The organism is Delftia sp. (genome assembly GCF_059499305.1).
This window is the reverse complement of the sequence record NZ_JCABYI010000032.1, coordinates 19058-36488: the sequence shown is the minus strand read 5'-3', so window position 1 is coordinate 36488 and position 17431 is coordinate 19058. Positions and strand designations below refer to the sequence as shown.

The 17431-nt window shown below is 70.1% G+C and carries 17 protein-coding genes; 5 read left to right on the top strand and 12 right to left on the bottom strand.

What is annotated here, in order from left to right; translation table 11 throughout:
* Window positions 1-122 precede the first annotated feature (122 nt).
* Window positions 123-758, top strand: coding sequence for a YbhB/YbcL family Raf kinase inhibitor-like protein (locus AC5I49_RS22425; RefSeq protein ID WP_016452775.1), 636 nt, complete (start codon window positions 123-125; stop codon window positions 756-758).
* Window positions 755-1603 carry an AraC family transcriptional regulator gene (locus AC5I49_RS22420; RefSeq protein ID WP_495789907.1) on the top strand — a complete coding sequence of 283 codons (849 nt, stop codon included), beginning with the start codon at window positions 755-757 and terminating at the stop codon, window positions 1601-1603. Before AC5I49_RS22425 ends, AC5I49_RS22420 begins: the two co-directional genes overlap by 4 nt.
* On the opposite strand, the gene AC5I49_RS22415 is transcribed toward AC5I49_RS22420, so the two are convergent.
* The 7 genes from AC5I49_RS22415 to AC5I49_RS22385 all read right to left on the bottom strand — a co-directional run bounded on the left by AC5I49_RS22415 (window position 1579) and on the right by AC5I49_RS22385 (window position 7495).
* Window positions 1579-2268 carry a 3'-5' exonuclease gene (locus AC5I49_RS22415; protein WP_279993385.1) on the bottom strand — a complete coding sequence of 230 codons (690 nt, stop codon included), beginning with the start codon at window positions 2266-2268 and terminating at the stop codon, window positions 1579-1581. The genes AC5I49_RS22420 and AC5I49_RS22415 overlap by 25 nt on opposite strands.
* Entirely contained in the window at window positions 2265-4118 is a 1854-nt protein-coding gene (locus tag AC5I49_RS22410) for a putative nucleotidyltransferase substrate binding domain-containing protein (RefSeq protein WP_289240847.1), read from the bottom strand. The genes AC5I49_RS22415 and AC5I49_RS22410 overlap by 4 nt, the downstream gene beginning before the upstream one ends.
* Entirely contained in the window at window positions 4119-4754 is a 636-nt protein-coding gene (locus AC5I49_RS22405) for a DsbA family protein (RefSeq protein WP_154833352.1), read from the bottom strand.
* A 33-nt stretch (window positions 4755-4787) separates the two neighbouring features.
* Window positions 4788-5033, bottom strand: coding sequence for a DUF1289 domain-containing protein (locus tag AC5I49_RS22400; protein ID WP_495789906.1), 246 nt, complete (start codon window positions 5031-5033; stop codon window positions 4788-4790).
* Window positions 5030-5533, bottom strand: coding sequence for a YbaK/EbsC family protein (locus AC5I49_RS22395; protein ID WP_016452780.1), 504 nt, complete (start codon window positions 5531-5533; stop codon window positions 5030-5032). Before AC5I49_RS22395 ends, AC5I49_RS22400 begins: the two co-directional genes overlap by 4 nt.
* 2 nt (window positions 5534-5535) lie before the next feature.
* On the bottom strand, window positions 5536-6477 hold the full coding sequence (locus AC5I49_RS22390) for a hydroxymethylglutaryl-CoA lyase (protein ID WP_495789905.1): 942 nt from the start codon (window positions 6475-6477) through the stop codon (window positions 5536-5538).
* A 109-nt stretch (window positions 6478-6586) separates the two neighbouring features.
* Window positions 6587-7495 (bottom strand): LysR family transcriptional regulator, encoded by a 909-nt coding sequence (locus AC5I49_RS22385; protein ID WP_012207762.1) that lies wholly within the window; start codon window positions 7493-7495, stop codon window positions 6587-6589.
* A 91-nt stretch (window positions 7496-7586) separates the two neighbouring features.
* Between AC5I49_RS22385 and AC5I49_RS22380 the strand changes: the two genes are divergently transcribed.
* Together AC5I49_RS22380 and AC5I49_RS22375 are read left to right on the top strand one after the other, a co-directional pair.
* Window positions 7587-8549, top strand: coding sequence for a 3-hydroxyacyl-CoA dehydrogenase family protein (locus AC5I49_RS22380; protein WP_495789904.1), 963 nt, complete (start codon window positions 7587-7589; stop codon window positions 8547-8549).
* Complete coding sequence (locus AC5I49_RS22375; protein ID WP_495789903.1) at window positions 8546-9262, top strand: tripartite tricarboxylate transporter substrate-binding protein; 717 nt, start codon at window positions 8546-8548, stop codon at window positions 9260-9262. Before AC5I49_RS22380 ends, AC5I49_RS22375 begins: the two co-directional genes overlap by 4 nt.
* Before the next feature lie 9 nt (window positions 9263-9271).
* Here the strand turns inward: AC5I49_RS22375 and AC5I49_RS22370 are convergent, their stop codons facing one another.
* The 5 genes from AC5I49_RS22370 to AC5I49_RS22350 form a co-directional block, all read right to left on the bottom strand.
* A complete protein-coding gene (locus tag AC5I49_RS22370; RefSeq protein WP_495789902.1) occupies window positions 9272-10192 on the bottom strand; it encodes a 2-hydroxyacid dehydrogenase in 921 nt (306 codons plus the stop codon).
* 70 nt (window positions 10193-10262) lie between these two features.
* Window positions 10263-12281 (bottom strand): acetyl/propionyl/methylcrotonyl-CoA carboxylase subunit alpha, encoded by a 2019-nt coding sequence (locus AC5I49_RS22365; RefSeq protein ID WP_495789901.1) that lies wholly within the window; start codon window positions 12279-12281, stop codon window positions 10263-10265.
* A gap of 51 nt (window positions 12282-12332) precedes the next feature.
* Window positions 12333-13082 (bottom strand): DUF4126 domain-containing protein, encoded by a 750-nt coding sequence (locus AC5I49_RS22360; RefSeq protein WP_495789900.1) that lies wholly within the window; start codon window positions 13080-13082, stop codon window positions 12333-12335.
* 55 nt (window positions 13083-13137) lie between these two features.
* Entirely contained in the window at window positions 13138-13923 is a 786-nt protein-coding gene (locus AC5I49_RS22355; protein ID WP_034363212.1) for an enoyl-CoA hydratase/isomerase family protein, read from the bottom strand.
* Window positions 13924-13957: 34 nt separating this feature from the next.
* Window positions 13958-15565 (bottom strand): carboxyl transferase domain-containing protein, encoded by a 1608-nt coding sequence (locus AC5I49_RS22350; RefSeq protein ID WP_016450032.1) that lies wholly within the window; start codon window positions 15563-15565, stop codon window positions 13958-13960.
* Between the two features lie 92 nt (window positions 15566-15657).
* Between AC5I49_RS22350 and AC5I49_RS22345 the strand changes: the two genes are divergently transcribed.
* Window positions 15658-17391, top strand: a complete 1734-nt coding sequence (locus AC5I49_RS22345) for a Na+/H+ antiporter (protein ID WP_016450031.1) — start codon at window positions 15658-15660, stop codon at window positions 17389-17391.
* The last annotated feature ends 40 nt before the right edge of the window (window positions 17392-17431 follow it).

Here is a 17431-nt window from a genome sequence, read left to right as displayed (position 1 = left end):
GCTGGAGAAGCCTTTTGAGCGGATGGGCGATGTCCTGCGTTTTCCCCGCCCCTAGACTCGGGGGTCTGCCGAGCGCTTCGTGCAGCATGACTTCTCTCTTCAACGCACAGGATCCATCCGACATGCAACTCACCAGCCAAAGCTTCCAGGACGGCCAGGCCATCCCCGGCGAATTCGCGTTCGCCGTGCCCGATGCGGCATCCCACGTGGCGCTGTCGTCCAACCGCAATCCGCACCTTGCCTGGAGCGGCGCACCGGCGGGCACGCAGTCCTTCGTCGTGGTCTGCCACGATCCCGACGTGCCCAGCCGCGGCGACGATGTGAACCAGGAAGGCCGCGAAGTGCCGGCCAGCCTGCCGCGCGTGGACTTCTTCCACTGGCTGCTGCTGGACATTCCGGCCGCCACCACCGAGATCGCGGCAGGTGCCCAGTCCGACGGCGTCACGCCGCGCGGCAAGAGCGGCCCGGCCGCCCCCGGCGGCCTGCGCCACGGCATCAACGACTACACGGGCTGGTTCGCGGGCGACGAGCAGATGAAGGGCGACTACTTCGGCTACGACGGCCCCTGCCCTCCGTGGAACGACAGCATCGTCCACCACTACGTCTTCACCGTCTATGCGCTGGCCACGCCCACGCTGGCCGTCTCCGGCGAGCTGACCGGCGCCAATGTGCGCGCGGCGCTGCAAGCCGGCCAGGTGCTGGGCAAGGCCAGCATCACCGGCCTGTACAGCCTGAACCCTGCGGTCTGCGCCGCTTGAACCTGAACGGCGACCCGGTGCCCGGCAGCCACTGGCTGCTGCCTTCTGCCGCCCCCGTGGTGCGGGCCGGCCTGTGCAGCCTGGCGCAGCCCAGCCTGCGCCAGGCCTGGCATACGCCGCGCTTCCTGTTCCATGAAGCCTGCCTGCTGCTGGTGGCGGCAGGCAGGCTGGACCTGCACGACGGCAGCCACCAGACCACGGTGGACACGCCCTCTTGCCTGCTGCTGGTGCAGGCGCATACCAGCGCCGATCTGATGAAGACACCGGGCAGCGGCGGACAGCCCTTTCGCTCCGTGCTGCTGGCACTGTCGCCCGAGCTGCTGGAGGCGTTCCACCGCACACGCGCCCAGCCCGCAGCGCTGCCGCTGGACGAGCAGGCCTTTCGGCAACTGCCGCTGGACGACGACCTGCAAGACGCTCTGCGGCAGGTGCTGGCCAGCGTGCCGTCGCCGACTCTCAGCGACGAACGGCTGCGCTACCGGCTGATGGACCTGCTCGCCGCGCTCGCGGAGCGCGGCCACCTCCTGCGCCGCGCGGGCCCGCCCGGCACGGCCTCGCGCCTGCGCACCCTCATTGCCCAGGCGCCCCAGCAGCACTGGACAGCGCACAGCGCCGGCAGCGCGCTGGCCATGAGCGAGGCCACGCTGCGCCGGCGCCTGGCCGGCGAGGGCGTCCGCTTCGAGGAACTGCTGGTGGACACGCGCATGCACCACGCCATGCTGCTGGTGCAGACCACCGGCTGGAGCCTGCAACACATCGCCCAGGCCTGTGGCTACCAGTCGCGTGCGCGCTTTTCGGAGCGCTTCCGTGCGCGCTTCGGCTATTCGCCGTCCGCCTTGCGCTGATGCAGCGGGGCCGGCGTCCCGCCGGCCAGCCTGCGCAGCTTGATGAAGGCCAGCGCTGCCATCACGGCGTCGTTGAGCGCGTCGTGGGCCTCGCGCCGGGGCAGGCCCAGGTCGGCCATCAGCGTGGCAAAGCGCAGGTCGATCTCGGGCGCCTGCTGCTGCCAGGGCAGCAGCTGCCGGAAGCGGTGGTCGTAGTACAGGGCCGAGACCTCGATGCGCTCGTTGGGCAGGCCCATGCCCAGCCAGGGGCGCAGCACGCGCTCGATCATGGCCACGTCGAATTCCAGGTAGTAACCGACCAGCGGCCGGCTGCCGATGAAGCGCAGCAGCTGCGCGAGCGCGTCCTCGATGGCCAGGCCCCGGGCCAGGTCGCGCTCGCGCAGGCGGTGGATGCGCACGCTGTCGCCGGGCACGCTGCGCGAAGGGCGCACCAGCAGCTCCAGGCGCTCGCTGGACAGGATGCGCTCTCCCACGATGCGCACGGCGCCGATGGAGACGATCTCGTCGCTGCGCACGTCCAGGCCCGTGGTCTCGCAGTCCAGCGCCACCCATTCGCCGGGCGGCGGCGCACCGAAAAGGAAGTCATAGGCGGGGTCCGCCAGCCTGCGCCGCTGCCAGTTGCGCCGCAGGCCCGCCACCCATTTCGACAGGGGTGCCGCGCTCATACCGCGTCCAGCCGCAGGCGCTGGCGCAGCAGTTCCCGAAAGCGCCGCACCACGGCCAGCGTGTCCTTGAGCAGATCACGCTCCAGGCTGCTCAGGCGCGCCGGGTCCACATGGCCGGTGACGGGCCGGCCCAGGTCGATCTCGGCCAGGCCCGCCTGCAGGCGCAGGCCCATGAGAAAGTGCAGTCCTTCAAGCAGTTCGCGGCCCTGGACTTCATCGAGCACGCCTTCGGCCACCAGGGCCGCCAGGCGCTCGGCCGTTCCCGTGGCGGCGATGTGGTGGGCCAGCGCCAGGCTGCGCACGCCGTGGACGATGGGAAAGATGCCGGCCTTCTTGAGGTGCACGGGCGCCCCCTCGTCACCACGGCCCAGCAGCCGCTCCCACCAGCTGCCCGGCTCGTGCGCGAAGGCGTCGACGGCCGAGGCAAAGCGCGCCACCTGGGCGTCGCTGTCCAGGGCCAGCGCCATCAGGTCCCGCCGAACCTGCGCCAGCAAGGCTGCATCGCCTGCCACGGCGTGGGCATCCAGAAAGATGGCCAGGTGCATCAGCCCTTGCGGGCTGGGCAGGATCAGCCATTCGCGCACACGACGGCCAAAGTCGGCCACCGTGCCGCGCCACAGCGGATTGCTGAGCATGATGCCGCCCGGGCATTCGGGGTAGCCGAAGCGCTGCAACTGCGCGGAAAAGCGCGCGCAGATGGCATCGAGGTCCTGGGGCGGCACATAGCCGTCGCGCAGCAGCAGGCCGTTGTCCTGGTCGGTCTTGAGCAATTGCTCGCCGCGCCCCTCGCTGCCCATGACGAAGAGGCAGCTGTGGGCCACCAGGTCCGGCGACGCCAGCATCTGCCAGGCACGCTCGAACAAACGGGCGTTGAGCTGCTGCACCAGGCGCGCCATGAGGGCAATGCGCGTGCCGCCCCGGTGCAGGGCGGCCACCAGGCGCGTGATCTGGGCAGCCGCCTGCTCCAGCGCCTGCAGGTCGGCGGCCTGCTCGATCTGCACCGTGATGAGGTGGGAGTGGTTGGCCAGGAAGCTGAACAGGTCCAGCGCCTCCAGGATGCCCAGCACCTGGCCCTGTGCATCGAGCACGGCCAGCCTGTGCACGCGCGCACGCAGCAGCACGACCAGGGCATCGCCCAGCTGGTCGTCGGCGCGCACGGTGAACACGGGCTGGCTGGCGAACTCGCCCACGGCCAGCCGCTCCAGCGGGCGGCCGTCGAGGATGGCGCGCTGCAGCGTGGTGCCCGTGAAGATGCCCAGGCCGCCCTGCGGCAGTCCCGAGACCAGCACGCTGGTCGTGCGCTCTGCATGGAACAGGCGCACCACGGAGACGATGTCGGTGGCCGCATCCACCACATGAGCGGCACGCAGATAGGCCTGGTCCACGCGCGCCAGCGTCAGCGACTGCAATTCGTGCCGGTCTGCGCGCTGGGCCAATGTGCCCAGCTTGTGGCCCAGGTCGGAGAACAGCAGGGCGCCAAAGGCCGTGTTGCGCGCGATCAGCTCGCCCACGGTTTCGCGCGCAAGCTGGTAGGCGATGAGTTCCTCGGCCACGGTGAAGCGGCTGCCTGTGCGGCCGGCCACCAGGGCGCGGCCGTCGAAGCTGTCGTCGGGGCCGTAGCTGGCCAGGACCTCGTCGCCCTCGGTCTGCACCACATGGCCCTTGATAATGACGAAGAGGTGGGTGGGCGCCGAGCCGGCGTCCAGCACCACGGCGCCCTCGGGGAAGTAGGCGATGTCCACGCCATCGCGCACCAGCGCCTGTTCGTCGGGCGTGAGGCAGTCGAAGGGCGAGGCGGCGAAGTTGAAGGCGTTGGGCATGGGGCGGGGCCGTTGTTCCAGCCCCGCCATTCAAACCTTCAGGCCTTGCTCCACGCTTGCAGCCGCGTCCCAGCCGCTGTCGAACCAGCTGTCGCCTTCCAGGTAGGCGCGCAGCATGGGCAGGCTGTCCAGGCCCCAGAAGAGGCGGCCGTCGACTTCCCAGGCCGGCACGCCGAACAGGCCTTGCGCGGCCGCGGCGTCGGTGTTCTTGCGCAGCAGGCGCTTGGCGTTGTCCGCCGCATCCGTGCGCAGCTGTGGCGCCAGCGTGGCGCGCAGGGCGTCGAGCCGCGCAGGGTCCAGCGCGTCGGCGCCGCCCAGCCAGACATGGCGCAGCACCGTGCCCGCGACGAAGCGGTTGACCGTGCCGTCGTCGCTGCATTCCAGCGCCAGGCGCAGCAGCGGCAGCGGGTTGAACGGATGGCGGGCCGGCATGTCCAGCCCCACGCCCGTGGCATGGCCCAGCCAGCTCACATGGCGGTAGGTCCACTCGCGCTTGCCCGCGATGCCGGCCGGCCCCGGGTTGGCATGGCGCTGCAGCAGCGCGCCCAGCAGCACGGGGCGGTACTGCATGTGGTGGCTGATGCCCTGCAGGGCCTGAGGCAGTTGCTCGAAGGCCAGCCAGGCATAGGGCGAGACGAAGTCGAGATGGAAGGTGATCTGCTTCATGGCGGCAGGCTCCTGCAGTGCAGTCCAGGGGGTCTAGGGGACGGCGACCGTGATGCCCGCACGCTCGAGCAGCGCGTTCCAGATGACCAGGCGCTGGGACGCATCGGACTTGGACCAGGCACGGATCTCGTCGATGGTGCGAAAGCACCCTTCGCAATGGCTGCGGTCCGGCGTCATGCGGCAGACCGAGATGCAGGGCGATGGCACGGGCTCGTCGTCAGCGCGCGCAGCGAAGGCTGCGCCGGCCTTGTGGGCCAGCATTTCCTTGGGGCTCATCATGCCGCCACCTCCTGCACCACGTCGGCCCAGGGCGCACCGGCCAGGGCCTGCAGCGCGGCCGGCGTGGCCGCGAACACCGCATGCGGATGGCCGGCGGCCGCCCAGACGGTGTCGAAGCGCTGCAGTTCCCGGTCCACCAGGGTCACGGGCGTGTTGGCATGGGCCACGGGGCTGACGCCGCCGATGGAAAAACCCGTCTGCGCCTTGACGAAATCGGCGTCGGCACGGCCCACGGGGCCGACCAGGGCCGCGACCTTCTTCTCGTCCACGCGGCGGTCGCCCGAGGCCACGACCAGCACGGCCACGCCGTCGCTGCGGCGGCGGAAGATGATGCTCTTGGCCACCTGGCCCACGAGGATGCCCAACTGGTCGGCCGCTTCCTGGGCCGTGCGCGCCGCGCCGTCCAGCATGCGCGGCCCCTCGCCATGGCCGGCCTGCTGCAGGAAGGCCGCCACGCGCTGCACGCCTTCGGGAAGATGGTGGAGTTCAGATCCGCACATGCTCACACCGCCTCGCATGCAGACGCGCTGGCGCGCTTGGTGAGCAGTGCCTTGGCCACGCGCGATTGCGTGGGGCGGCCCAGGTGGTCGCTGATGAACTGGCCGGCATCAATCAGCTTGTCCAGGTCGATGCCGGTCTCTATGCCCATGCCCTGCAGCATGTAGACCACGTCCTCCGTGGCCACATTGCCCGTGGCGCCCTTGGCGTAGGGGCAGCCGCCCAGGCCCGCCACCGAGGTGTCGAACTGCCACACGCCCAGCGACAGCGCGGCCAGCGTGTTGGACACGGCCTGGCCGTAGGTGTCGTGGAAGTGGCCCGAGACATCGTCGATGGCGAAGTGCTGCAGCGTGGCCTCGATGGCCTTGCGCACCTTGACGGGCGTGCCCACGCCGATGGTGTCGGCCACGCCCACATGCTGCACGCCGATGCCCTTCATGAGGCCGGCCAGGTAGGCCACGCGCTCGGGGGCGATCTCGCCTTCGTAGGGGCAGCCCACGGTGCAGCTCATGGCGCCTCGCACGTGGATGCCCTGGGCGCGTGCGGCCTCGGCCACGGGGGCGAAGCGCTCGATGCTTTCGGCAATGGAGCAGTTGATGTTCTTCTGGCTGAAGGCCTCGCTGGCCGCGCCGAAGACCACGATCTCGTCGGGCCACAGTTCGCGCGGCGCCGACAGCGCGGCCTCCAGGCCCTTCATGTTGGGCGTGAGCACGCTGTAGCGCACGCCGGGGCGGCGGACGATGCCGGCCATGACTTCGGCGTTGTCGGCCATCTGCGGCACCCATTTGGGGCTGACGTAGCTGGTGACCTCGATTTCCTTGAGGCCGGCTTCCTGCAGGCGGTGCACCAGCTCGACCTTGACGGCGGCGGGCACGGGCTGTTTTTCATTCTGCAGGCCGTCGCGGGGGCCTACATCGACGAGTTTGACGCGGGAAGGAATGCTCATGGGGTGTTCTCACCGGGATGACGGGTACGGCCCCTATTGTCCAGGCTTGCAGGTCCGGGCACCACCCCATATCCTGCCGGGCCATGCACAACGGCTGCCAGCGCCCCGTTCAGCCCGGCAGGGCCGCCATTTCCTCGCGCAGCATCTCCACCATGCGCGCGGCAGCCGGCGACAGGCGGCGGCCGCTCAGGCGCACCAGGCCGATGGGGCGGCGCAGCACCGGCCGTGCCAGCGGGCGCGCCACCACCTCCGGCCGCTGCACCACCTGCGCAGCCAGCAGCGGCAGCGCGCTCACGCCCAGATCGGCAGCCACCATGGCCGCGATGGTGGCCAGGTGCTCCACGGCGTACTGGGGCGCAAAGCGTATGCCGTGGGTCAGCAGGGCCTCGTCGGCGTACTGCCGCACGCTGGTGCCGGCCGGCATGGAGATGTGGGGCAGATGGGCCACGTCGGCCCAGCCCAGATCGCCGCGCCCGCGCGCCAGCGCATGGCCGCGGCCCAGCAGCAGCACGAAGCGGTCGGAGGCCAGGGGCAGGTAGTCCAGGTCGGCATAGGCGGGGTTGGCCGCCGTGAGCGCAAAGTCCACGCGGCCCGCGCGCACCATGTCGAAGGCCGGCCCGGCCAGGCTGTCGAACAGCTCCAGGTGCACGCCCGGATGCTCGGCCGCAAAGCGCGCCAGCACGCGGGGCAGCAGGCCCGCGGCCAGCGAAGGCAGGGCCGCCAGCGCCAGCCGGCCCACCTGCACCTGGGCCACCTCCTGCACGCGGCGCACGGTCTCGTCCATCTGGTGGCGCAGGATGCGCGCCTGCTCGGCGAAGACCTCGCCGGCCTGGGTCAGTTCCACGGCGCGCGTGGTGCGCTCGAACAGGCGCGCGCCCAGCATCTCTTCCAGCCGCGCCAGCGTGCCCGAGACGGCCGACTGCGACAGGTGCATCTGCAGCGCCGTGCGCCGAAAGCTCAGCGAATCGGCCAGCGCCAGAAAAACATCGACCTCGCGGGCCGACCAATTGATCTTCATGACCGATCAGTTTATCGAAAAATGCGTCTTTACCGTTCAATGGCGGCTACCTAGACTGCGCCTCAAATCCATGAAATCAGCGGGAGACAGCATGCACAGCAGTTCGCCGCGCAACGCGCGCACGGTGGTCGTCGGGGGAGGCACCATGGGTGCCGATGTGGCCGTGGTCCTGGCCCGGGGCGGCGCCCTGGTGACCGTGGTCGACCCCGGCGCGACACGGCGCGAGCTGCTGCTGCAGCACATTGCCATCGAGCTGGCCACGGCCGGCTTTGCCCGGTGCGCGTCCCAGGTCTCGGTCTGCGCGGCGCTGGAGGATGTGGCCTGGGACGGCGTCGCCCTGGTGGTGGAATGCATCACCGAGCGGCTGGATGCCAAGCAGGCACTGTTCGCCGAACTTGAGGCGCATGCGCCGGCCGACGCCGTGCTGGCCAGCAACAGCTCGGGCTTTCCCATCAGCGCCATCGCCAGCGGCCTGCCCACGGCGCAGCGCATGCTGGGCCTGCACTTTTTCATGCCCGCCCACCTGGTGCCGCTGGTGGAAGTGGTGCTGGGCGAGCGCAGCGACCCGGCCCTGGGCCAGTGGCTGCACGCCTTCATGCGCGGCTGCGGCAGCGTGCCGGTGCTGGTGAAGAAGGACAAGCCCGGCTTTCTGGCCAACCGCATGCAGCATGCGCTGTCGCGCGAGGCCTTCGCCCTCATCGACGAGGGCATTGCCTCGCCCGAGGACGTGGATGCCGCCGTGCGCTTCGGCTTCGGCTTCCGCTTCCTGGCAGCCGGCCCCGTGCTGCAGCGCGACCATGCAGGCATCGAGGTGCATTGCGCGGCCGCCACCACCATGTACCCCACACTGTCCAACACCGATGTGCCGGCCCAGGCCCTGCGCGATCGCGTGGCGCGGGGCGATCTGGGCATGAAGACCGGCAAGGGCTTCTTCGACTGGCCCGAGGACCGCCGCCTGGCCGAGCGTGCCCGCTACGACGCGCTGCTGCGCCAGGGCCTGGCCCTGCTGGCCAGCGAGCTGCCGGTGCCGGAGCAGGCACAGGACACGCCATGAGCACGCCGGTCCCCACGTCAAACACGTCGCAGTGGAACGACCCACTGATCATCACCGTGGCCCCCAACGGCGCCTACAAGCAGCCGGCCGACCACCGAGCCCTGCCGGTCACCCCGCAGGCGCTGGCCGCCAGCGGCCCCATGGCCGTGAATTCCTCGCTGTACAAGAGCATGCCCTTCAACCCGCTCAAGGACCTGGAGCCCGTGGTGCAGCTGTCGGCCTTCCCGCTGGTGCTGGAAGTGCATCCCTCGCTGGGCGTCAAGACCGTGGCCGAGCTGCTGGCCCTGGCCAAAACGGGCAAGACACTGAGCTTTGCCTCGGCCGGCAACGGCACGCCCCAGCACCTGGCGGGCGAGCTGTTCAACTCCATGGAGCAGGTCAAGCTGGGCCATGTGCCCTACCGGGGTGCGGGACCGGCACTCAACGAGCTGATCGGCGGCCAGGTGGGCGTGATGTTCGACATCGTGGGCAGCTCGCTGCAGCACATCCAGGGCGGCCGCCTGGTCCCGCTGGCCGTCACCTCGGCAGAGCGCAGCAAGGTGCTGCCCGACGTGCCCACCATGGCCCATGCCGGCGTGCCCGGCTATCAGATCACAGGCTGGCATGGCATTGCCGTGCGCGCGGGCACGGCGGCCGAATTCGGTGCCTTGATCAAGAGCGACTCCCAGCGCCTGGGTGCACTGGTGCGCAGCACCGGCGTGACGCTGGACTGAGCGCGCCCGTCAGTAGCCGCGCTGCAGGTCCACGCGGCCGCTCACGGCCTCGCCCCGGCTCAGCGCCGCGACCTTGCCCACGATCTGCTCCACGCTGTCGCGCGCCAGGGTGCGGGCCGAGGTGTGGGGCGTGAGCGTGATGCGCGGATGCCGCCAGAAGGCATGGCCGTCGGGCAGCGGCTCGGAGCGGAACACATCGAGCAACGCGCCGGACACATGGCCTCCGTCGATGGCGGCGACGAGGTCCTCGTCCGCCACATGGCCGCCGCGTCCCACGTTGATCACATAGGCGCCCGGCTGCAGCAGGGCCAGGCTGCGCGCGTCGATGATGCTGTCGGTCTCGGGGGTCAGCGGCAGCAGATTGACGAGGATGCGGGTGGCGCGCAGAAAGGCGTCGAAGTCCTGCGGGCCGCAGAAGCCACGCACGCCGTCGATGGCATGCGGCGTACGGCTCCAGCCGTTGACGGGGAAATCGAACACCGCCAGCGCGCGCGCCACGCGCTCGCCCATGCGGCCCAGTCCCATGACGCCCACGGGGTAGTCGGCACGCCGGGGATTGGGCCGGTGCTGCCACAGGCCGGCGGCCATGTCGGCCTCGTAGCCGTCCAGGCCCCGGAAGAAGCGGATCACGGCCTGGCTGACGTATTCGGCCATCTGCACGGCCATGCCGGCGTCCTCCAGGCGGTAGACGGGGAGGTCAGGCGGCAGGCGCAGCGGCAGCAGCGCATCGACGCCGGCACCGATGTTGAACAGGGCCTTGAGGCCCGGCTGCTCGTCGATGAAGCGCTGGGGTGGCGCCCAGACCAGGGCGTAGTCGGCCTGCGGCGCGCCCGGCGACCAGATGTCCACCTCGGCGCCCGGCAGGGCCGTGCGCAGTCCTTGCAGCCAGGCGTCGGGCCTGGTGTCTTCGCAGCAGAAAGTCACTCGCATAGGTGGCCAAGCCTAACGGCCTGGCGACGCCCACGCGCGACTTTTGCGCAAAACTGTCTTGCCTGCGGGCTCAGCTTTCCAGGCGCAGCAGCTCGGAGCCTTCGGTCACCTGGTCGCCGGGCGCATACAGCAGCTCGGCCACCACGCCGTCGCCGGGCGCGGCGATGGTGTGCTCCATCTTCATGGCCTCCATCACGGCCAGCGGCTGGCCCTTGCTGACCTTGTCGCCGGCCTTGACGGCAAAGGAGACCACCTTGCCCGGCATGGGCGCCGTCAGGCGGCCGCCTTCCGAATGCACATCGCCCGCATGGGCCAGCGGATCGGCCAGGCCCAGCACGGCCGCGCCCTGGGGAGCGAACACATGGCATTGCTCGCCCAGCACATGGACCTGGGCGCGCAGGCGCTGGCCCGCGAATTGCACGTCGAAGGCGCCGTCCCCGGCCTGTTGCCAGGACAGCACGCCCTCGGCGAGGGACTCGCCCTCGCCCACGGCCAGCTGCAGCGCGCCGTCATGCAGGTAGCGCAGGCGCGCGGGCACGGCGGCCTCGCCCTGGCGGAAGTCCCAGCGCCGCTCGGCCACGCCGTGCGAGCGCCAGCCGTCGCGGCGGCTGAAGGGATCGGCGGTTTCCTGCGCGCGCTCGGCCTGCAGTACCTGGGCCACGGCGGCGGCCACGGCCTGGGCCTGCGGCAGCCGCTGCTGGTGGAACAGATGCTGCTTCTCGCGCTCGATCAGCGCCGTGTCCAGCTTGGCGGTTGCAAAGGCATCGCTGGCGATGACCTGGCGCAGGAACTGCACATTGGTGGCCAGGCCCACGATGCGTGTCTCGGCCAGGGCGGCATCGAGCCGCGCCAGCGCCTGTTCGCGCGTGTCGCCATGCACGATGAGCTTGGCGATCATGGAGTCGTAGAAGGGGCTGATGGCATCGCCCTCGCGCACGCCGTCGTCCACCCGCACGTCGCCGACATGGAAGCTGGCGCAGTCGGGCTTGCGGTAGACATGCAGGGTGCCGGTGGCGGGCAGGAAGCCGTTGTCGGGGTTTTCTGCGCAGATGCGCGCCTCGATGGCATGGCCGGTGATGCCCAGCTCGTCCTGGCGCTTGGGCAGGGGCAGGCCGCTGGCCACGCGCAGCTGCCAGTCCACCAGGTCCTCGCCCGTGATGGCCTCGGTCACCGGGTGCTCGACCTGCAGGCGGGTGTTCATTTCCATGAAGTAGAACTTCATGGCCTCGGGCTGGTCGTAGCCGCCGGGCTGCTCGACGATGAATTCCACCGTGCCCGCGCCCACGTAGTTCACGGCCTGGGCGGCGGCCACGGCGGCCTCGCCCATCTTCTGGCGCAGCGCAGGCGTCATGCCGGGCGCGGGGGACTCCTCCAGCACCTTCTGGTGGCGGCGCTGGACCGAGCAGTCGCGCTCGAACAGGTAGACGCAGTTGCCCTGGGTGTCGCCAAAGACCTGGATTTCGATGTGGCGCGGGCGCAGCACGTATTTCTCGACCAGCACGGCGTCGTCGCCGAAGCTGTTGATGGCCTCGCGCTGGCAGCTGGCCAGGGCGGCGGCAAAGTCCTCGCTGCGCTCGACCAGGCGCATGCCCTTGCCACCGCCGCCGGCGCTGGCCTTGATCAGCACCGGGTAGCCGATGCGGTCGGCCTCGCGCTGCAGCAGCTGCGGGTCCTGGTCGGCCCCGTGGTAGCCGGGCACCAGGGGCACGCCGGCCTTTTCCATGAGCTGCTTGGAGGCCGCCTTCAGGCCCATGGCGCGGATGGCCGAGGGCGGCGGGCCGATGAAGACCAGGCCGGCATCGGCGCAGGCCTGGGCGAATTCCTCGTTCTCGCTGAGAAAACCGTAGCCGGGGTGGATGGCCTGGGCGCCCGTGGCCTTGGCGGCCTCCAGGATGCGTTCCCAGCGCAGATAGCTGTCCTTGGGGGCGCTGCCGCCGATGTGCACGGCCTCGTCGCAGGCCTGCACATGCTTGGCGCGGGCATCGGCGTCCGAGTACACGGCCACGGTGCGCACGCCCATGCGGCGGGCGGAAGCCGCGACGCGGCAGGCGATTTCACCGCGGTTGGCGATCAGGATCTTCTTGAACATGCGTTATCTCCAGTGTTTTCTCTGCAGCCCCGGTCATTCGGCGACCGGCGGCTATGGTTTTTGATTCATCGCGGGAGACCCGCCGAGCAGCGCGCGCAGGCGCTGCACCACGGCCTTGAGAAAGCGCCACAGCGCCCAGGTCAGCAGCCACAGCGCGATGACCACGACCAGCAGCACGGCGGCGAAGGCCAGCGGGTGCGTGAGCGCCAGCCAGATCGCGCCCACCGAGGCGCCGTCCTCCACCAGGCTCGCGCCCACGTTGGAAAACGGCTCGGGCGAGGTGTTGATGGCCGCGCGCGTCGTGCTTTTGGCCACCTGGCTGGACAGGGCCAGCGAGCCGCCCATCAGGGCCGCCATGGTGGCCATGGTCGCGCTGTCGGCGCCGAAGACTCCGGCCGCCAGCGCCGCGCCCGCCGGGATGCGGATCACGCTTTGCAGCAAGTCCCAGACCGAGTCCACCCCGGGGATCTTGTCGGCGAAGAACTCCACGAACAGCAGCGCTCCACTGGCGAACAGCAGGGCCGGATGCTCCAGCACATGCAGCCCGCCCGGCAGCGCCACCCAGCCCAGCGCCCCCAGCAGCCCGGTCACGAACACCACGGCGTAGAGCCGGAAACCGCTGGCCCAGCCCAGTGCGGCGGCCAGCGCCAGCAGGCCGGCCATGTCCATGCCGCTGGTGGCCTGGCCCACGCGCTCGGCCACTTCGCCAGCCGCCTCGCTGACCGTGTGGTGCACGGCCGGGCCCGGGTACAGGCCCACGGACTGCAGCCACTGGACGAGGGAGTCGGTCAGGGTGCTCATGGTGTTGGCTCGGCGTTGCTCGGTGGTGGCGCGATGAATGGGCAGCCTGCGCGTGTCAGGCCAGCCAGGCCGGCTTGCGCTTTTGCAGGAAGGCCTGCACGCCCTCCTTGCCCTCGGCGCTGGCCCGGATGTCGGCGATGCCTTCGACGGTGGCGGCGATCAGCTGCTCGTTGATCTCGCGCTCGGCCACGTCGATCACCAGGCGCTTGCAGGCGCGGGCGGCGGCGGGACCGGCGCTGACCAGGTGCTTGAGCAGGCCGTCCACGGCGTTGTCCAGCTCTTCGGCGGGCACGACGCGGTGCACGAAGCCGATGCGCAGCGCCTCGGCCGCGTCGAAGCGCTCACCGGTCAGGAAGTAGCGGTGGGCGGCGCGCGCGCCCATGGCGCGGATCACGTAGGGGCTGATAGTGGCGGGGATGAGGCCGATCTTCACTTCGGACAGGCAAAAGCCCGCGCCCTCGGCGGCCACGGCCATGTCGCAGGCCGCGACCAGGCCCATGCCGCCCGCATAGACATCGCCCTGCACGCGCGCGATGGTGGGCTGCGGGCATTCGTAGATCACGCGCAGCATCTCGGCCAGCAGGCCGGCGTCCTCGCGGTTCTCGTCGCGCGAGTAGTCGGCCATGCGGCGCATCCAGTTGAGGTTGGCGCCCGCGCAAAAGGCCGGCCCCTCGGCGGCCAGCACCACGGCGCGCACGTCGCTGCGCTTGCCCACGGCGTGGAAGGCGTGGGTGATGTCGGCAATGACCTCGTCGCTGAAGGCATTGCGCACTTCGGGCTGGGTCAGCGTGATGGTGGCCAGGGGGCCCTGGAATTCGAGGGTCAGTGCGGTGGTTTTCATGAAGTACCTCGCTGCAAGGAAAGGGAAGCCGCCGTCACATGCGGAACACGCCGAAGCGCGTGTCCGCTATGGGCGCGTTGCGCGTGGCCGCCAGGCCCAGCGCCAGCACGCGGCGCGTGTCGGCGGGGTCGATGACGCCATCGTCCCACAGGCGCGCCGTCGCGTAATAGGGGTGGCCCTGATCCTCGTACTGCTGGCGGATGGGGGCCTTGAAGGCCTCTTCCTCCTCGGCCGTCCACTGGCCGCCCTTGGCCTCGATGCCGTCGCGCTTGACGGTGGCCAGCACGCTGGCCGCCTGCTCGCCGCCCATGACCGAGATGCGCGCGTTGGGCCACATCCACAGGAAGCGCGGCGAGTAGGCGCGGCCGCACATGCCGTAGTTACCCGCGCCGAAGGAGCCGCCGATGATGATGGTGAACTTCGGCACGGCCGCCGTGGCCACGGCCGTGACCAGCTTGGCGCCGTGGCGGGCAATGCCTTCGTTCTCGTACTTGCGGCCCACCATGAAACCCGTGATGTTCTGCAGGAAGACCAGCGGGATCTTGCGCTGGCAGCACAGCTCGATGAAGTGCGCGCCCTTGACGGCCGATTCGCTGAACAGGATGCCGTTGTTGGCGATGATGCCCACCTGCATGCCCTCGATGCGCGCAAAGCCGCAGACCAGGGTGGCGCCGAAGCGGGCCTTGAACTCGTCGAAGCGGCTGCCGTCCACCACGCGGGCGATGATCTCGCGCACGTCGAAGGGCTTGCGCGTGTCCACGGGGATCACGCCGTACAGCTCGCCGCCGTCGAACAGCGGCGCCTCGGGCGGCAGGTCGCCAGCCGAAGGCTGCTTGGCATGGTTGAGGTTGGCCACGGCCTGGCGCGCCAGCGCCAGCGCGTGGGTGTCGTTGTGGGCCAGGTGGTCGGCCACGCCCGACAGGCGCGTGTGCACGTCGCCGCCGCCCAGGTCCTCGGCGCTGACCACCTCGCCCGTGGCGGCCTTCACCAGCGGCGGGCCGCCCAGGAAGATGGTGCCCTGGTTCTTGACGATGATGGACTCGTCGCTCATGGCCGGCACATAGGCGCCGCCGGCCGTGCACGAGCCCATGACCACGGCGATCTGGGCAATGCCCTCGGCGCTCATGTTGGCCTGGTTGAAGAAGATGCGGCCGAAGTGCTCGCGGTCGGGGAACACATCGTCCTGGTTGGGCAGGTTGGCGCCGCCCGAGTCCACCAGGTAGATGCAGGGCAGGCGGTTCTGCGCGGCGATCTCCTGGGCGCGCAGGTGCTTCTTCACCGTCATCGGGTAGTAGGTGCCGCCCTTCACCGTGGCGTCGTTGCAGACGATCATGCAGTCCACGCCGCTGACGCGCCCGATGCCGGCGATCAGGCCCGCGCCGGGTGCATCGTTGCGGTACATGTTGAGCGCAGCCAGCGGGGCGATCTCCAGGAAGGGCGTGCCCGGGTCCAGCAGCATGGCCACGCGGTCGCGCGGCAGCAGCTTGCCGCGCGCCACGTGCTTGGCGCGCGCGGCCTCGCCGCCGCCCTCGGCGACCTTGGCCACCTGGGCCTGCAGGTCCTCGACCACGGCGCGCATGGCCGCGGCATTGGCCAGGAAGTCCGCCGAACGCGGATTGAGTTGGGTGCCCAGAATGCTCATGTGTGGCCTCTTCTTGTGTTTGCCCGATGCGGGCGCTTGGTTTTTCCGAATGTCCTGCAAAGAACGGCGGTCCGGCCTGGGGAAAATGCCGTATGCACACCGTTGAAATCGTCTTGCTCGTCCTGCTGCTGGGAGCGTTGACGGGCATTGCCGCGCGCTACGTGCGCGCCATCCCGCTGCCGCTGATCCAGATCACCCTGGGAGCGCTGATGGCCTGGCCGCAAAAGGGCCTGCACATCGCCTTCGATCCCGAGCTGTTCCTGCTGCTGTTCATCCCGCCGCTGCTGTTCGCCGACGGATGGCGCATTCCCAAGCGCGAGTTCTTTGCGCTGTACCGCCCCATCCTGCGCCTGGCGCTGGGCCTGGTGCTGTTCACGGTGGTGGGGCTGGGCTGGCTGATCCACTGGCTGGTGCCCGGCATGCCGCTGACCGTGGCCTTTGCGCTGGCCGCCGTGGTCTCGCCCACCGATGCCGTGGCCGTCTCGGCCATCACGCGCAACCTGGGCATGCCCGAGAAGACCATGCACATCCTCGAGGGCGAGTCCCTGCTCAACGACGCCTCGGGCCTGGTGGCGCTGAAATTCGCCATCGCGGCCACGCTGACCGGCCTGTTCTCGTGGACCGAGGTGGCCAAGGATTTCATGTGGATGGCCCTGGGCGGCCTGGGCGTGGGCACGCTGATCGGCTGGGGCTTTTCCTATGCGCGCAGCACCATCACGCGCCGCCTGGGCGACGTGGCGGCCACGCAGATGGTGCTGCTGCTGATCCTGCTGCCCTTCGCCGCCTACATCGTGGGCGAAAAGATCGGCGTGTCGGGCATCCTGTCGGCCGTGGCCGCGGGCATTGCCACCAACTTCGCCGACCTGGAGCGCAGCAGCTACATCAGCGAGCGGCTGCAGACCGAGGGCACCTGGAGCATGGTGGAAGCCTCGTTCAACGGCGCCATCTTCCTGCTGCTGGGCCTGCAGCTGCCCTCCATCATCGGCGTGACGCTGCACGATGCGGGCAGCGAATGGTGGGTGCTGGTGGGCTATGTGGTGATCATCTCCAGCGCGCTGCTGCTGATGCGCTGGATCTGGCTGACCCTGGGCGTGCAGCGCAGCCTGGCTCGCGCCCACTTCCAGGGAAAGATGGCAGAGCGCCCCTCGCACCTGCTGAACCTGGCCACCACCATGGCCGGCATACGCGGCGCCGTGACGCTGGCCGGCGCGCTGTCCGTGCCCATGCTGCTGAACAACGGCCAGCCCTTCCCCGGCCGCGAGATGCTGGTCTTCCTGGCCACGGGCACCATCTTGTTCACCCTGGTGCTGGGCAGCATCGCCCTGCCGCTGATCCTGCGCCGCATGCCCCAGCCCGGCGAATCGCCCACAGTGCGCGAGGAGCGCCTGGCGCGCGTGGCCGCCTGCCAGTCCGCCATTGGCGGGCTGACGCTGAGCGAGGAAGAGATCCAGGGCCACACGCCCGAATGGGTGGCCATGCACCAGGAGGTCATGGGCCACCTGACGCAGGAATACCGCAACCGCGTCCAGTTGCTGGACGACGGCAGCGGCACGGCCTCCAGCATCGAGATCCAGCGCGAGGCGCCCGAAGTCGTGCGCCAGCGCAAGCTGCGTTACCTGCTGGAGATCGAGCTGCGCCTGCGCTGCATCCACCAGGAGCGCGACGCGCTCTACGCCGAGCGCCAGGCCCACCGCATCAACGACGAGTCGCTGCGCCGCCTGGTCAGCGAGCTGGACATGCAGGAGATCTCGCTGCGCAAGCGCCTGGTCGTGGCGCGCCGCGCTGCCGCCTCGGCCATGGCCGCGCCCGAGGGCGGCACGCCCTAGGCGGCACGCGGTGGACAGCTGGCGGCAGCGCATGAAAGCA